This is a genomic window from Paenibacillus sp. FSL K6-1566, assembly GCF_038050475.1.
In the GTDB taxonomy this organism is placed as follows: domain Bacteria; phylum Bacillota; class Bacilli; order Paenibacillales; family Paenibacillaceae; genus Paenibacillus_AQ; species Paenibacillus_AQ lactis.
In genome coordinates this window covers 755,966-772,560 of sequence record NZ_JBBOSR010000001.1, presented here as the reverse complement: position 1 = coordinate 772,560, position 16,595 = coordinate 755,966, and the positions used below count along the sequence as shown (strand labels likewise).

General features: G+C 49.3%; 15 protein-coding genes. 5 read left to right on the top strand and 10 right to left on the bottom strand.

Annotated features, from left to right (window positions below; all coding sequences use genetic code 11):
* Nucleotides 1-43: 43 nt before the first annotated feature.
* The 4 genes from NST08_RS03390 to NST08_RS03375 form a co-directional block, all read right to left on the bottom strand.
* The gene (locus tag NST08_RS03390) at nucleotides 44-970 is read right to left on the bottom strand and encodes a bifunctional helix-turn-helix transcriptional regulator/GNAT family N-acetyltransferase (RefSeq protein ID WP_007132490.1); all 927 of its coding nucleotides are present in this window, start codon (nucleotides 968-970) and stop codon (nucleotides 44-46) included.
* Between the two features lie 162 nt (nucleotides 971-1,132).
* Complete coding sequence (locus NST08_RS03385) at nucleotides 1,133-1,630, bottom strand: pyridoxamine 5'-phosphate oxidase family protein (RefSeq protein WP_007132491.1); 498 nt, start codon at nucleotides 1,628-1,630, stop codon at nucleotides 1,133-1,135.
* Between the two features lie 344 nt (nucleotides 1,631-1,974).
* A complete protein-coding gene (locus NST08_RS03380) occupies nucleotides 1,975-3,096 on the bottom strand; it encodes a sensor histidine kinase (RefSeq protein WP_007132492.1) in 1,122 nt (373 codons plus the stop codon).
* Nucleotides 3,087-3,806, bottom strand: coding sequence for a response regulator transcription factor (locus NST08_RS03375; protein ID WP_028407380.1), 720 nt, complete (start codon nucleotides 3,804-3,806; stop codon nucleotides 3,087-3,089). Before NST08_RS03375 ends, NST08_RS03380 begins: the two co-directional genes overlap by 10 nt.
* A gap of 187 nt (nucleotides 3,807-3,993) precedes the next feature.
* Between NST08_RS03375 and NST08_RS03370 the strand changes: the two genes are divergently transcribed.
* The 3 genes from NST08_RS03370 to NST08_RS03360 are packed head-to-tail and all read left to right on the top strand — an operon-like array spanning nucleotide 3,994 to nucleotide 6,320.
* Entirely contained in the window at nucleotides 3,994-4,725 is a 732-nt protein-coding gene (locus NST08_RS03370; RefSeq protein WP_028407379.1) for an ABC transporter ATP-binding protein, read from the top strand.
* Nucleotides 4,718-5,422, top strand: coding sequence for an ABC transporter permease (locus NST08_RS03365; RefSeq protein ID WP_007132495.1), 705 nt, complete (start codon nucleotides 4,718-4,720; stop codon nucleotides 5,420-5,422). The genes NST08_RS03370 and NST08_RS03365 overlap by 8 nt, the downstream gene beginning before the upstream one ends.
* A 31-nt stretch (nucleotides 5,423-5,453) precedes the next feature.
* On the top strand, nucleotides 5,454-6,320 hold the full coding sequence (locus NST08_RS03360) for a DUF4097 family beta strand repeat-containing protein (RefSeq protein ID WP_028407378.1): 867 nt from the start codon (nucleotides 5,454-5,456) through the stop codon (nucleotides 6,318-6,320).
* A gap of 23 nt (nucleotides 6,321-6,343) precedes the next feature.
* Here the strand turns inward: NST08_RS03360 and NST08_RS03355 are convergent, their stop codons facing one another.
* Entirely contained in the window at nucleotides 6,344-7,318 is a 975-nt protein-coding gene (locus tag NST08_RS03355) for a phosphotransferase enzyme family protein (protein ID WP_028407377.1), read from the bottom strand.
* A gap of 37 nt (nucleotides 7,319-7,355) precedes the next feature.
* On the bottom strand, nucleotides 7,356-7,919 hold the full coding sequence (locus tag NST08_RS03350; RefSeq protein ID WP_028407376.1) for an SMI1/KNR4 family protein: 564 nt from the start codon (nucleotides 7,917-7,919) through the stop codon (nucleotides 7,356-7,358).
* 292 nt (nucleotides 7,920-8,211) lie between these two features.
* Here NST08_RS03350 and nfi point away from each other — a divergent pair, with 292 nt between their 5' ends.
* Nucleotides 8,212-8,886, top strand: coding sequence for a deoxyribonuclease V (nfi, locus tag NST08_RS03345; protein WP_028407375.1), 675 nt, complete (start codon nucleotides 8,212-8,214; stop codon nucleotides 8,884-8,886).
* 136 nt (nucleotides 8,887-9,022) lie between these two features.
* Here nfi and NST08_RS03340 read toward each other — a convergent pair whose 3' ends face one another.
* From NST08_RS03340 to NST08_RS03325, 4 genes are all read right to left on the bottom strand, one after another.
* Nucleotides 9,023-9,478 carry a DUF6630 family protein gene (locus NST08_RS03340; RefSeq protein ID WP_007132500.1) on the bottom strand — a complete coding sequence of 152 codons (456 nt, stop codon included), beginning with the start codon at nucleotides 9,476-9,478 and terminating at the stop codon, nucleotides 9,023-9,025.
* Between the two features lie 14 nt (nucleotides 9,479-9,492).
* Nucleotides 9,493-10,467: a hypothetical protein gene (locus NST08_RS03335; RefSeq protein ID WP_341341453.1), complete on the bottom strand. Its 975-nt coding sequence runs from the start codon at nucleotides 10,465-10,467 to the stop codon at nucleotides 9,493-9,495.
* Between the two features lie 206 nt (nucleotides 10,468-10,673).
* The gene (locus NST08_RS03330; protein WP_341341452.1) at nucleotides 10,674-12,932 is read right to left on the bottom strand and encodes a dockerin type I domain-containing protein; all 2,259 of its coding nucleotides are present in this window, start codon (nucleotides 12,930-12,932) and stop codon (nucleotides 10,674-10,676) included.
* Between the two features lie 166 nt (nucleotides 12,933-13,098).
* Complete coding sequence (locus NST08_RS03325; RefSeq protein WP_051425257.1) at nucleotides 13,099-15,891, bottom strand: OmpL47-type beta-barrel domain-containing protein; 2,793 nt, start codon at nucleotides 15,889-15,891, stop codon at nucleotides 13,099-13,101.
* A gap of 470 nt (nucleotides 15,892-16,361) precedes the next feature.
* Between NST08_RS03325 and NST08_RS03320 the strand changes: the two genes are divergently transcribed.
* Complete coding sequence (locus tag NST08_RS03320) at nucleotides 16,362-16,580, top strand: hypothetical protein (protein ID WP_007132504.1); 219 nt, start codon at nucleotides 16,362-16,364, stop codon at nucleotides 16,578-16,580.
* Nucleotides 16,581-16,595 lie beyond the last annotated feature (15 nt).

The window sequence follows — 16,595 nt, the reverse complement described above, 5'->3', positions numbered from 1 at the left end:
AGAAATTGTAGCAACCCGGATTTGGGGTGTCAATGAAGGGACGCTATGGCAAGTGAAGCTCGAAGACCTGCTCGACGTGGCTTACGCCCCATGCTTCGTTCGGACGCTCGCCGGTCTTGCGGAAGCCGACGTTCTCGTACATCCGAATCGCATTCTTCTGATCCTCGGTCGTCTCCAGGAACACGTTCCGGTAGCCCTTTTCCCGGCAAAACTTGACGGCCTCGTTCAATAACGTCTTGCCAAGTCCCCTTCCCCTGAAATCGGGGTGCAGGATGAACCATCTGAGCTGCGCTTTGTCCGGCGTATGCCCGACAATGGCGATGGCGCCGACGATGCGGCCGTCCGCCTCCGCCAGCCAGAACCGGTCCTTCTCCCGGTCATAACGTTGGAAGAATTCATGAAAGGTCTTGCAAACATAGCCCTCGAATCCATGATTATAACCGCATTCCTCCGCGTACAGCCAGCCGTGCAGATGGATCAGAACGCCAACGTCCCCCGGTCGCAGCTCGGTGCGGATGACCACGCCCGGGCCGCGATCCTCTTCGCCGGAGAGGGAGCTTTCAATGGCCGTCATGCTCTTGGCAATCAGGCCCTTTCTGTGCTCCGGCAGTCCCTCAATCAACCGGCGGACCTGCTCATCGGATAGCGCATCAAGCTTGTGCAGCATCTCACGGCCTTGATCGGACAAGTAATGGTAGTAGGACCTGCCGTCTTTATCGGATTGAACGCGGTAGGTCAGCCCGAGCTTATCGAATCGCTTTAAAATGCGGCTTAAATAACCGGCGTCGATGCTCAGCTTGTCGATCAGCATTTTGGCCGTGCAATGCTCCGTATTCTGAATTTCATACAGCACCCTTGCCTCGGAGAGAGAAAAATCGCTGTTCAACAAATGTTGATCGAGAAGTCCGAGCACATTCGTATAAAAACGGTTAAAGCGCCGGATCGTCTGAATGATGGTTGCATCTGACATGATGAGTGAGCCCCTTTCTTTTTATTCGGTTAGCAAAAAATTAACATTTATACTTGACTAAGTCAATTATCAATTTGACACAGTCAACTAAATAAACGACAAAAAGCACGGAATCCGTAAGTTCCGTGCTTTTCCCATGGTGACCCGCTCCAACCACCTTGCCTACTTGTGCAGGTCGACGGTTTTATTCAATTCGGAATCCTCTTCCTGGCGCTGGCCGGTCATTTTCCGGAAGAACGCTTTTACGGTCTTCATTCGGTCTCCCGTTTCCCAGTATTCGGCCGTCTCGGTCCGGATTTTGATCAAGATGATGTTTGGATCATCATAGGTCGTGTCCAGAAATTTTTCGTACATCTTATTCCAAAGCTCTTTCTTCCTGTTCAGATCATCCACGATTTCCGCGGTGCCGCGAATGGACACATACGACTTGCCGACATAAGCGACGTTCACGTTCGGATTCTCCAGGATTTCCTTGTATTTGCTCGTATCCTTCTTGGTCAAGAACCACAGGTCTCCGTCAAATTCGATATCCTGCGTCTGCATCGGCCGGGAATTAATGCCGCCCTCCGATATGGTCGACAGCATGGCGGTTTCAACGTCTTTGATAATATCCTTAACAGTCTCGACCGCTTCTTGGTTGATTACTGCATCCTTCGACATGGTATCACCTCATTCATGTAGTTATGTTGGTCGATGTTTTGCGTTTAAGGCAGCTATGAAAAATGTTCTTCCGATCACTCATTTCTCACTCTTGCCTCTTTACAAAATTCTTTAGTTCAACTTTGTAATTAAACGATTCTTAAACCTGCAATCGAATCTTTAAACAAACAGCAACCGGGCAGCCGCCCTCGCCCTATCCTCGTTTTCCCAAGAAGCGCAGATATGGGTAGGATGCGTTATTTCGGCGAAACTATACGGTTTTACCGCCAGGGGCCATCAGCCATGCCATGAAAAAGCCCGTCAAATCTTGGACGATTTGACGGGCAGATCGTATGATTATTCGCTTATTGCTCACTGCCCGAAGAGGACAAGCCCTTTTTCGGCAGCAGAACCGTAAAGGTAGTGCCTTTCGATGGCTCGCTCTCCACCGTAATCGTACCGTCATGGGCCTGGACCAGCTTGTAGACAATCGCCATTCCGAGCCCCGTCCCCTCAGAGGAAGAGTCCGTGGTGGTCCCGCGGTAATACTGGTGGAATAAATGCTCTACCGTATGAGCCGGCATGCCGACGCCGTTGTCCTTGATGCGAATAACGGCATGTTCTCCCGAGTCCGCGATCTGTACATAGATATCCGTATGCTCAGGATTGTGGAGGACGGAGTTCATCATTATATTTTGCAGGATGCGCTGCATGAATTTCGAATCAAAATCAACATGAATGGCAGGAGAATCCGCTTGAAAATGTAAATGATAGCTGCCCGCTTGCGGATTGTTGCTGATATCGGCCACTACCCTTTTCGTAAATTCGACGAGATCTTGATTCGTCTTCTGTAAGGGGAGCGCGCCATCAGCGCGATTCAGCTGCGTGACTAAGCTTAGGTCTTGAATCAATTCCTCCATATGCTTACCCTTGTCATCCATTTCCCGGATAAAAGAAATCGCTTCTTCCTTCGACCACTCGTACTGCTCATTCAATAAAAGGGCCGAGTAGCCCTTGATATAGGTTAACGGCGTCTTCAAATCATGGGAAATCCCCGCGATCCAATCCTGCTTCGCCTGCTCGATTTGGGTTCGCTCGATTTCGTTCGCTTGCAAAATGCTGCCCAAGGACTGCAGATGCTCCAGCACCTCCCGATAGAGGCGAAATCGCATGCGAAGCTTGCCTTTTCGGGTATATATCTTGGATACATTAGCAGGCGGCTTGTAAATATCCTGTGAAAGTCGATGAATCCAGGACATGATGAAGCCGAGCGGGCCGCCGAAATACCATCCGAACAAGGCAATGCAGAGCAGCGTGCTGGCCCCGAAGATTCCTCCTACAACAAGACCTTCATCGTCCATGCTGATATGGATACCGAGCACGGGAAGAAGCCCTTCCAGCATAATGACAATGAGCAAACCGGTCCCCAGCATCCATAGAATAAGTCCTAATGCCAAATGGATCGTGAATCGTGTTTTTATTCGCATAGCCGTTCCTCATTCGGGGGGATGAATTTATATCCGATTCCCCTTAAATTCACGATGATTTTCGGCTTTCGGGTATCGTCACCGAGTTTTTTCCGCAGCTTGGAGATATGGATCGTGACCGTTTTTTCTTCTCCGAACACATCATTTCCCCACACCAATTCGTATAGCTGCGCCGTCGTAAAGATATGATTCGGATGCTTGCAGAAGAAATGCAGCAGCTCCAGCTCCTTCGCCGTGCACTCTACAGGTTGACGCTTTACGGTTAACGTTGCCGACTCCGGATGAAAAGAGAAGTATCCGTAATCGTACGCCGTGTTTTGTTGAGCCGCATTCTCCATGAGTCTCTGCCGGCGAAGAATCGCCTTGATTCGGGCAGTGACCTCCAGCGGATTAAACGGCTTGGTAATATAATCATCCCCGCCAAGCCCCAGCCCCGTAATTTTATCGAAGTCGGTAGAGCGAGCGCTGATAAAAATAATCGGCGTATTCGTATGCCTCCGGATCTCCGTGCACAGCTCAAAACCGCTAAGGTCCGGGAGCATGATATCGAGCAAAATCATATCATATGTCTTCTCTTTGACACGCTGCAGCGCTTCTTTGCCCGATGAGGCGGTATCAATATGGGTGAAGCTCTCCTTCCGGAGCGTAATCTCCAGCAGCTTCAAAATCCCAATTTCATCATCGACAGCTAATATGGATGCAGATTCCATTATCAATTCTTCCCTCATTTCATATGTATCCTCAAACATGCTGTCTCTCTATCTTACTCTATTTAAAAAGGCAGGGGCTCCATCGAAGTAAAATGTTACGAGCTTTTTCCGCACCGTTTACTTTGTTTTTACTTTCATTCCCTAAGCTTAGGGTAGCACATCACTACGAAACGGGAGGTAATCAGACATGGACGCCGTCATTCAAATCAATCAGATAAGCAAGGCATACAAAGGCACGGAAACGATTAAGAACGTCAGCATGCGTATTAACCGAGGGGAGATTTACGGGTTTTTGGGTCCGAACGGAGCCGGCAAAACAACCGTGATGAAAATGATATTAAACCTGGTGAAGCCGTCTTCGGGTGAAATCCAAGTATTCAATCAGCGGATTCAACCGTCATCGGTTCAATACTTAAAAAGAATCGGCAGCATCATTGAATATCCCGTGTTCTACGACCGGCTGACGGCCGAGGCCAATTTGGAGCTTCATTGCAGATACATGGATTATCGCAATAAGCCGGCAATCCAGGAAGCGCTGGAGATCGTAGGTCTTCACGGCGTGGGGAAGAAGAAAATCCATGAATTTTCACTAGGCATGAAACAGCGGCTGGGGATCGCGCGCGCCCTGGTTACGAAGCCGGACATCCTCATTCTGGACGAGCCGATCAACGGACTGGATCCGATCGGGATCAAGGAGATGCGAGAGCTTCTCTTGCTGCTTAAGGAGAATTACGGTACGACCATTTTGATCTCGAGTCATATCGTGTCCGAAATCGAATCGGTCGCCGATGCGATCGGCATTATTCATCAGGGAACCCTGTTAAAGGAAGTAAGGATGGAGGACATCCGAAGGCAGCATGCCGGATCGCTCGAAGACTACTTCATTCATCTCATTCATGGAGGCAAACGCTATGCTTAAACTCATAAAGCTGGAATGGCAAAAAAGCAACATCACCGGTTATTTTAAAGGATTAGCCGTTTGCATCATCGCTATTTTCGCCGCCGTCAGTTTGATGGCTCTGGGCTCGCGCGGTGAAAGTGAACCGATGTTTGAGAATTACGCCGCATTTATGTCTTTAGCGGATATTTTGACGCGCATCACCTATATCATTTTCGCAAGCGTGATTTTGTCGCGTTTAGTGATTGAGGAATACAAGAGCAACATGATCCAGGTGCTGTTCACCTACCCGCTGCAGCGAAAAAAAATCATGCAAGCCAAGCTATCGATTGTATTTGGGTTTTGCTTATTCAGCATCCTCGTCACGACGGTTGTCATCAATCTGTTAACGTACTTCTTGAATCCGAAGATCGGGTTATTTGAAGGATCGGTTCACGTGGATGAAATGATGGCTACCCTTCCGGCAACGCTGCTAAACGCCTTTATGATCGCCGGAATCAGCCTGATTCCTTTATTGTTTGGCATGAGGAAAAAGTCGACGGCTTCCACGATTACCTCGGCTGTCATCATTAGCTTCGTGATTAATGCCACGGTGTCTAACGGAGGAAGCTCGACCAGCCTGTTCCAATTCATTGCCGTCCCGATGACGCTCTGCCTGCTTGGGCTGATCCTTGGCTATTTTTCTTTTTACAGAGTGGATCGATGCGACGTGGCCTAAGATGTACCGTAGATACCTGGAGGAATCGAACATGAGAAAAATCATAACCGCTTCGCTGGTCTTGCTTGCCGTTGGCGGGTTAGCTATGGGCTGCCGAGGCCTAGGAACATCACAATATAACCATGAGGTATCCTTTGGGGCCGACCGAATTGATGAAATTGAAGTCAACAACGATTCTTGGGATATCGAATTCAAGCATTCAGATTCCCCAAGCATCACCATCGCTTGCGATGGGAAGCGGCAGAACAATAAGAGCGAACCAGTAACGATAGATCTTGACGGGAATAAAATCATCGTGACCCAGGAGGATCAAGGGGATGGCATGGGAGGCTTTACTTTTGGCAAAAAAGGCACGATCACCCTATCCATTCCTGACCATGAAGTCGATACGATTACATTGAATAACGACGCGGGGGATATCCAGCTGCAGGATGTCGCGGCCCCTCGCGTGGTCTTAACCAACCATTCGGGCTCAGCCGATCTCGAAGGGCTCTCGGCGGACCATGGTGAGTTTACTTCCATAGACGGGGATATCCAGCTGACAAACAGCTCGCTAAACGAATTAACGGTAACCACAGGCAGCGGCGGCAGCTATATTACCAACGTGACCAGCCCTGAGATGATAATAGCCTCAAATGATGGGGAGGTATCGATCAAAGCGGCCGAAGAAGGAAGGCTGCTGCGCGTTGAGACAGAATCCGGTGATATCGCCGTCTCCTATACAACGCCCCCGGCATCATTAAAGCTTACCGCGAACAGCGGCTCATCGGATATCAGCGCCCGATTAGACGGCTTTAAGGAAACACGGCGCACGGAACAATCCGTGGAGGGCACGATTGGAGACGCATCGAATACCTTAGAGCTAGTCAGCCAGGACGGAACGATCAGTGTAAAATAGTTGGGTTCCTGTGGGGGCAGGAATTAAACGGAATAAAATATACGTTCACCCGACAAATAAGGTGTACAGTATTCGGCACACAGCTTCGGCATCCGCTCGCGCATCCATGCATGCACGGCTTCATTCTCCATCTGGAAGACATAGTATCCGATAATGGCCAGCAGCATGAAGCCTTCTAACAGAACGAGTTCCTCTGCTCCCGTATGATCACTGCCATAATACCCTTTCAAGAATCGATCCCGAAGCTCCGATGGAACCATCATGGCCCCCATAGCAACATCCGTGTAACAATAACCCGGCCCGAAAAAACCAAAATCGATAAAACTCAGCTCCCCTCCCGGGGTCATGATGATGTTCCCCAAGCTTAAATCGCCGTGGATGAGTCCCCAGGCATCTTGCTGTCCGCCAGCTTCAAGCCGGGCATTTACCAGCAATACCGTTTGTTCAATAAGGGAAACATCGGAGGAAGCGAACAATCCTCTCCCTAGCCCTTTCTTTATAACCTCGATCATATATTGATTATAGCCAATCCCCTGACTCGGACGCTTGTCCAGGCCTTCCTGCTCGTACTGGCTATAGAATTGGTGCAGCTCTGCAATGCGAGTCCCCAGCTTCTCGACCAATATCGGGTCGCTTACGTCTTCTTTCCGCAGGTCTCTTCCCTCCAGCCAAGACAGCACAGAGCTGTTCCACCTCTTCCCCTCGAGCTCGATGATCGTAATCAGGTCACCTTTCCGATTACGCAGCGGCCTCTGGACGAGAAGATGATCCCGGTCTGACATCGCCTCCAGCATCTGCAGTTCACCCAGCAGACCGTCATAGGTATGCTGCAGACCGGCCATTCCGTCTTTGACCGGTTGATGAATGCGCAGCAGATACGGGCTTCCGTCATGGCCTTTTACTTTATAGGTTCGATTCTCATTATGCCTGATAAACGTAATCTCCGATTCCCGGATGCCGTATTGAATTAGAATATCCTGCAGCTGTTCATTTTGCATGTGGGCTTCTCCTTACCCTTCATAATCATTGACTATATCACCCTCCGAGGAATGTATGGTCAAAGTACGCCTTGAAGTCCGGATACAGATAATCCAGCGATGCTTGAAGCTCGACCCGGTCCGTTTGCTCCTCATCCAGATCAAATAAGATTTCATGCTCGATCTCATAGATGGCCCCGAAGCCTTCGCCAGCCTCTTCATTTACGTCGATGCACCATATCTTGGCGTATTCGGAATCCCATGTGAAAGGCAGATAGCCCAGCCGGCACAACAAGGGATTGTACATATCCCTGACGTTATCCAGCGGCTCGTCCACCGGTTGCTCAGGGATGACGTCAAAGTAATGATGATATGTAGAGATAAATGCTTTATACCACTCGAGAAATGTCAATCCATACTCGTCTTCCAGCTCCCTAATATCAGCTTCACTCACAACGGAAGGAACCAGCTTCCAGATGGACCACTCCTCGTCGGTATCGGTGGCCTTCATCTCTGCAGGAACGTCCGGGCGCATCCACCTGCAGAAGCCGTCCTCCGTAACCTGGCTGTATTTTGCGTAATAGGCATCAAAGCCTCGTTGGATATAGTCGCGTATGTCCATGTTCCAAATCTCCTTATGCAGAAAATACACTCCGCTCAGCGCTGCTAATCTATACGGAGCGGGAAGAGAACGTGCTTCGTCTCCGGTTCGAAACCGAAGTTTCCTTCTTCCTTGATCCCTATCCTTGATTCAATCAACGAATCTTCCATATTATAGCATGACAAGGAGCCCTGCTTGGACCACAAGATTCCCTCTCTACCCTCCTGCACAGGCAATACCTAACATGTGCGTATTTATGTACCTGTGGATATTTGATAAAATATTACGATCAACCATTGGAGGATCACGTGTAATGAAATTAAAAACTACGCACAGGTGGGATTTAGACGAGCAGGAAGCCATTGAGTTACAGCATCAATTGGCTTTGCAAGTGATGAAGGAAGATGCGCTGGAGCCGGTTCGTTATGTCGCAGGCGTGGACGTTGCCTATAGTGAGCAGAATGATAAGCTTATCGCTGCGGTTGCGATTTTAGAGGCCGACTCCTTAACCCTCGTTGACACCGTTATGGTTGAAGAGAGCGTTTCGTTTCCGTATATTCCGGGGTTGTTTTCCTTTCGGGAGCTTCCGCCCATCATGAAAGCCTTTGAGCAAATCAGCATCTCGCCCCAGTTAATCGTTTGCGACGGTCAAGGGCTCGCACACCCGAGACGTTTTGGGCTGGCCTGCCATCTAGGGGTTCTTTATGATATTCCAACCATCGGCTGCGGAAAAACAAAGCTCTCGGGAAGTTACATTGAACCCGATATCCAGAGAGGCTCATATTCACCGCTCATGGATCAACATGAAATAATCGGGAATGTATTGCGCACCCAGGATGGCGTTAAACCTGTGTTTGTCTCTATCGGCCACCGCATTTCTCTGGCGACAGCATGCGAATGGATTTTAAAGCTCTCCCCCACATACCGCCTGCCGGAAACCACCCGTCAAGCGGACCAAATCGTTAGAAAGGGATTAAAGCTTACCTAAATAGCAAAGGATGGGATTTGTCCCCATCCTTGTTATGTATAGTATTACTTTTCACGGGTAAACCGAGATGTGTAGTATACGTGATTTGTTGTACCAAACGATGTTGAATCTGCGATTTACGCCGCCTCCAGCAAGCCTACCTGTAATACTGGATACACCTTTCTAGAAAAGGGATTCTATCATCGAGCAGCAATTCTTCTTGCAGTAATGTTGTTATATTCTCTAATTTTGCAATGAATAGTGCGTAAAAATCGCCCGATGTGGGATATGAAAATAGCCCATACCCCTTAGGTGACAGTATCTTGTTAACCTCTCTGATTTTATCAGGTAAAAATTCATAGTTGTACGCTTCTAAATGCTCAAGGTCTTCTTTGGCTGCTAATTCAATATGATGGGCAAATTCATAGTCGAGAATAAAATTGACGATCTCTTGATATTGCTCACCTTTATAGTCCACGTATAAAAATTGTTTCGTTTTCAGACCAAATTTTAATAGGTCCTCATGGATGTCATCACTTCCTTCATCTCTCAAAAACGGTTCGAGATCCTTGTTATCAGGGAATAGCAGCTGTGCTATCTCTTGATCCTGCATACTTCTTCTCCCCCTTATTGAAACAACTCCCCATGCCGGTTAGGAATGTATTCGGGATAGTTTTCACGATAGAATTGATCGATCTTTTGAAGCATCGGGTCCCATTCAGGGTATGGCTCAGGGTCTCCAAACACCATTTTCGCTTCCGGGGTATTCATGAGCAATCCATCTGGCTGAGAGGGAACCGGCAACCCCAGTTTTCTTCTTACATGGAGCAAGAATAGGATTTCAAATGGATAAAATCCATATCGAAACTCACCAAACTCACCCAGCTGTCCAATTTCAGAAGCTAATGCAGAATGATACAGGGACATTGTCGAAATCAGAGATTCTATTTCCTGCAATTCACCTGTGGACCATCGTTCAAGCACTTCCTCATAAACGTCTAGATCATCAGGGATTGATCCGCATCGCTGTCCAGCTTCCTTAAAGCTATTTTTCACGGCTAGATGCAATTGTTTATTCGTTCCCATGATGGTTTTATTTCTATACTGCAGGTACAGCTCAAGCAAAAACCAAATATGTCTGTTCTCTTCATTGGCATCGATTAAATGTCCACCGAAGTGATGAACCACAAAATCATATAGTATATTTTCTTCTTTCTCCCATCCATACATAGTGAAATGTACCAAGGTGATAACGACTTCTTTAAACGAATATCCCAAGATCATCTCCGGATACCTGATTGTATAAAGGTCCTGCCCCATACATTGATAAAACACGACCTTCTGCATGTTCTTTAATCCTTCTGGGTTGTTTTCACCGCTGATCAATACTTCGTGTTTCCATTGTGACAAGTAATATGAGAAAATTTTATTTAGATTTATTAATAGGATATGATCTTTCTCTGTGTCATTTTGCTCTACGATTTTCTCAATCTTGCTTTTGCTGGCATCATATTTATCTTTAACATCTTCAAATTTGATCCCATCCACAAAATTTTTACTATATCTTTTATATGCCATTTCAAATTTCTTTTGGTTTAGCATTACATCCTCCCTATCAATGAACCTAGCTGAATAAGAGAAAGAGTTCCATGGATTTTAGATTTTAGAATTTCATATTCGAGATGGATAGTACGAAACCCTTGCAACAGGCCAAAATAACCCCATGAAAATGATGCGCATGCCCCGCTTACCCTTTACGAAGTCCAACCTAATAAACAGCCGCCCGAATCGGGCGGCCGCTCCATCAATTATGGTTGCTTTCGTTCCTCATTCATTTTCGCCGTAACGCTTCTGACATCCAGCGCGTTGATAACGCCATCCCGGTTCACGTCCAGCTTCCGCAAATCGCCCGCCGGTTCTTTACCGATATGCCTTGCTACCAGTCTGACGTCCCGGTGATCCACGATCCCGTTGCCGTCAACGTCTTCAGGCATTGCGGACTGCGTACCAATCTGAATCCGCGATAAGAACGTACGGTCCTCGCCATCCGAATAATACAGATACCCGTCATCGCCGATCGTAAAGCTGTAGGCGCTTGTTACGGTTCGGAAGTCCATGGTAACCGGATCCACCGCCACCAGTTTCGTGCCGAAGAGGGCGTACAGAATGCCGTCGGAATCCCACTCCAAAGGAACGGACGACCATGCCCCGTAGTTGAACGGACCGCTGTGAATCTGCTTGTGCTTAACGATTTCCTTGGTCGCCGGATCCATCGCGAATATCGTTCCGTTAACAGCTCCCCAAATAAGTCCGTCATGTGGCCCGACCGTTAGACGACCGATAAATTCAGGCTTATCAATACCTTCAAGCTGAATGGACCATTCGTCGAGCTTCTGACCGGTCACGGCATCCATGGTGAACAGCTTAGCTTCATTAGCAGTCGGGTTGCTTCCAAGGCCGTTATGGATATTGGTGGACCCGAACAGAATGCCATCCTTATACGCCAGCCCGACGACGCTTTGATCTTGGACTACATTTCGGATCACCGTAACGCCGGTCTTATTCTCGGCATAAGCCTTGGGATCAATAATCGTCACGGCACCGCCGTTCACGCCGTATGCGGACACGCTGCCAAAATAAATGCGTCCCCCTCCGGATGTCGCTTCAATTAGGCGGTCCTGATGAGCCTCCGGGTCAACCTGCAGGAACAGGGAGGGATTACCGCTTCCCGGCTCCCTATTTTGATCATATTTGTGAACATTGGCCTTAGGGTATACCCCCATATACATGGCATCCTCATGATAAACCATGCTGTCGGCCTGACCGAGCGAGATCGGCAATACTTGCTGTTGCTCCGGATCGTAAACAGCTCCTGTACCTGCACCGAGCGTACTCATAAACAATTGATTGTCCTTGCCCTGTTCAATGACATGAATGTTCAGGGGAGTCCCCTCTACGACGGGAGGCGTCACCGTCAGCTTGTTCTGCGAGACGTTGAAATAGACAATCCCTCCTCCAAACTGCATGGTCACCAAGTTCATCCCGATTAGATCGGGATTGTCATGGCTGGCAATCTCCATCCAATCCGCGCCCCGGAGCCCGCTTCCATATTTCATGCCGGTGGTTCCGATTTCGCCGGTCGCCAGGTTATAATACTTCAGCGTATTGTCTGCCACGAAGTACACCTTGTCTTGATAGGAGTCAGTTACATGCAGTCCCGTTACGTTGGACAATACGACATCGAGCCAACGAGAGGCTTTCACGTCATAAATGTACATATTTTTGGACTCGGAATATCTTGCAAATATATACCGGTCATCCACCAGGTTCATATCGTAGACAAAGCCGGTTTCTTGTTTGTTCATCAGCGGCTCGGCGATATTGACTTTAACTCCCGATTCCAAATCCAACCGAATGATCTGACCGTGGGCGGTCCCTGCGTAAATATGCCCGCCTTCCTCATCCAGAGCGATTGACCGGACATATTCTTGAGCCTGATTGCCCAACATTCTGCCGTAATCCTTCGTTACCGTCCCCGCCCCTAAATCGTACTTGAACACCTTTCCTCCAGGGTAGGTGCCGATATATGCATTTCCTTGGCTGTCGGTTGCGAGGGACCACGGGCCTTCCTCACCAAAGTCATGCACCAGCTTCATTTCCTGGGTTTCCGTCGAATACAGCCACAATGTTCTATGGGAGGTTACATACACATGCTTGCCGTCCGGTGTCACTTCATGATGCCAAGCGTCCCCGCCCCCTCCGTGCATAATCGTCTTATGGATCACCGTATTGGTTGCCATGTCCACCACGTTGAACTGGGCCGGAGAACCTTTGACCGTCGTAAACATCACCTTTCTTCCGTCCTGTTCGCCAACCGCGCCGTCATAGATGCTGATCCCCCGAATCGGCTGCGCCAGACGCTCCGGCTCCCCGTATACCTTATCCTCCAAGCGAACGGCACCGCCCTGAACGGAATCCTGGGCGTAAGTCACGTTAACCGGGTGAATCGAAGCCACGCAAGCGCATGAAAGCATAACCATAAGTCCCATCTTTACACTCATCTTCATCAAAATCAGCACCTTCCTTCCACTAAATAATAAATTCATAGGAAACAGAAAAACTGCTGCGTGTCATGATGATCGCCGGTCTCTTGTAATTCATGAGGTCCTTAAAAGGAAGGGCATCTGGTCTACGAAGTTCATTCCAGATGCCCTTAAGAAGCTTAAAGAACGTTTATAGGAGTGCCGAGGCCGCCTGAATCAAATAAGCTGCGGCTTCCGTGGAAATATGCTTGCCTGCCTGCGCTTCGACTTGGTCAATGAATGAAGAAACGTTGCCTTTGGCGGCCTTTGTTGCCAGGCTGTTCGCAATCCCGTGATTATCGATCCAGCCCTGCTCCGCAAAGCGTTGCACCAGCTTTTCCAGACTTTCGAAGCTGTTTTCAATCGTAAACGTAATATCATGCACCGATTCATTGCCCGCCACATCGCTTGCCCGGATCGTCAACGTATGCTGGCCGAGCGGAAGACGGAACAACGGAATGGAGGAGGAATCCGAATTTATTGGCTCGCCGTCCAGCGTGAGCGACGCGGTGTTCGAAGCAACCCCTGACCATTCATCCCGAAGCTCGAAACCGATCTCAAGATCGTCCGAGCTGCTGATCACCTCAGGCACCGCCGATTTCCAATCGATGAAGGGCCCCTCGTGATCCAACCGCCATTGGATCGATTTCGCAGCTTCTTCATTTCCGGCTTTGTCGATGGAACGATAGGTGAGCTCATAGCGTCCGCTCTCGTTCACTTGCAAAGGCGAACCGGCATAGGACGTCCAGGTTTGCCCGCCATCCCACGAGTATTCAGTGGAAGCGATCCCGCTTCCTTCATCGTAAGCCGACAGCGTTACCGTTACAGGGCTGACATGCCACCCCTCTTGTCCATCAGGCTGCTCCGGGCTGACCGTGGCCTCTGTCGTTGGAAGCTGGGTATCCTCCTCTTCCCCAACATCGGAAACAGGGATCATGTACATCCGTGTTTCTTGCGCGTAGTATATGTTTCCGTCATTCCCTAGGGTAAAGAGCGCCGTATTAATCCCTAATGCCTCATGCTCCATCGTCTTCGGATCCAGAACCGTCAGCTTGCCATAGAGATCGGTATAGAGCAAGCCGTCCTGTCCCCATCTCAGATGGATCGGCCGCCACATCCCGTAATCCGTGACGCCCGGATAGATAACCTTGCTCTTCACTACCTCCTGCGTCTCGGGGTCAACGGCAAACAGTATGCCGTCCGCGGCAGCCCAGAGGAGGCCGTCTTGATCGAAGGTCAGCCCGCTGATCATGATCGGTGCCTTCACCGCTCCCGGGATATCCGGCGTAAACTCGCTAAGCTTCACCCCGCTTACGGCATCCCATACAAACATCTTCGCTTCCGATTCGGTCGGATCGATTCCGAGACCTCCCCGGATGCTGGTCGAACCGTAGACCTTGCCGTCCCTGTAGGCCAAGCCCACAATGCTCTGGTTATGCACGACTTGGCGATGTACATCGAATGTATTCGATGCCGGGTCGTACGCAACTAGGGCTCCGCCCAATTCCCCGTAATACGGTATCGTTCCGAAGTATACCTTTCCGTCTCCGGACGTCTGAACATAAGGGCGATCTTGATCTTCACCCATGTAGAACAGGGATACCGGATTCGGGTTCGGCTTGCTCGGATCCGTCTGGATCGGCTTCGTCGTATCCAATTTGCGGATCTCCGCCTTCGGATATATGCCGAAGTACAGATCATTGCCGAGCGAGCCGATGCTTTCGGCTTGACCCATCGGATACGTCGAATGGGTGCGCGTAACCGGATCGAATGCTCCTCCCAGTGCGGAGGTCATGCCGCTTGTATAAATTTTGCCGTCCGGCCCTTTCTCCAGAGCCTGGATCAGCGTAGGCTGCCCTTCGGCGACGGCAGGCAGCATCTTCTGTATGCCCGATTCAAAATTGAACAAGGCCGCCTTTCCGCCGAATTGGATCGTAACCAAGGTCTCCCCCGGAAGCTCCGGATCGTTCGGAAAACGAACCCATCCGCTGGAGCGGAAGCCGGTTCCGTAGGCAAGTCCCGTATCCGTCACCTGCTGCGTCGTCATGTCAAAAGCCTGGACCTTCCGATTTTGAACGAAATATACTTTCCCTTCATGTTCAGGCGATACATCGAGGCCGCCGTATCCGTTGTAAACCTCATCCAGCCACACGCCCCGCGCCATATCGTATATAATCAACGCGGTTGTTCCGTTGCCGTTTAAGTAAGCGAAGAGATAATCACCTCTTGCATCCAGACCGTATACGAACGGAAGACTGCTAACGCCCGGAATATCCCGAATCGGCAGTTCCTCCTTCTCGCCGGTAACCGGATTCAGCTTGACGATATGTCCAACCGTCCCGATTCCTGCAAATACGATGCCATCGGCGTAAGCGATGGAACGAACATATCCTTGGCCCTCCACCATCGTGCCGTAATCCGTAAACGTCTCCGTTCGAGGATCGAATTTAAACACTTTGGCGTTTGGATACGTACCGCCGTACAGATTTCCCTGCTCGTCCGTAATCAATCCCCAAATCGAAGTTTCACCCGGAATCGCGACCCCAAGATCATCAAGCTCTTTCGTTTGAGGGGAATAGCGGTAAACCTTGGATTGACCTGCTATAAATAACGTTCCGTCTTCGGCTACGGCTTTTGCCCAAGAGCTGTCCGCATCCGGAAGCGGGAACGTGCGGAGCAGTTTATTGTCTGCGAGATCGATGACATTTAACATCGCCGGCTTCCCATTGACCGTGGTGTACATTACGTCCCGGCCGTCCTCTTGGCCATAAGCGCTTTCAAAAATCGCGATTTGCTGGATCGGAGCCCCCATGGAGACCGGCTCACCGAATTGTTTGTTAATCGGCGAACTCGCTTGCGCAGGCGATGCCTGCAGCGCAAATCCTACCAGCATGACCGTAATTAGCAGCAGCTGTTTCTTCAATTGTTTGATTCCCAATATCATTAAGGTTCCCCTTTCTTTCATATCGTTCCTGGCTCACACTTGGCTTTTAGGTGCACTTCGTTTACAGGCTTACCTCTTTTAGCCTCCTTTCTTATTGAAGTGGAGGGGCTTAGAACCGATAAACCAGGCCCTCGCTCCGTTCTTGCTGATTATTATAAAAACAAGCGAACGGTTTGAGAAATGTCTCATTTTCATGGAATTTGTAATTCTTCCTTGCGTTCTGGACGTCACCCCAAACTGCGCTTGATTCAAGAGGATGGAACGCTTGTGGAGATTTCAAAAGAAGTAGAAATCGCTTAACTGCCTGCTTTACTTGCATCCAAATCCAGCCTTATTTAAAGGGGAGCGTTTAGCAAAAATAATCAAACCTGCCGCTCGGAGGTCTGCTACGATCTAGTCAAAGAGGGCGGGACTCGGATAAGCTTCAAGCCATCCATCCCCCCGACGTTTGAATAGGAGGAACCATGCGGATGAAACATCTTGTACTTGTAAAATCCATACTGATCGGGTTGTTATGTGCCCTGTTATTTTCCTGCCTCAGTTATGCGCTCGATTGGACTATCCATATGATGCAGGACGAAGCTCCCGGCAGTCCATTCACCATAGCCTACGGCGCTCGCTTCATTCTCGTATTCTGCTTTGCTGCAGGGATGTGCCTGGATCATTATCGAAAAAAAGGATCGGATTAAACCCGGAATCTCCGT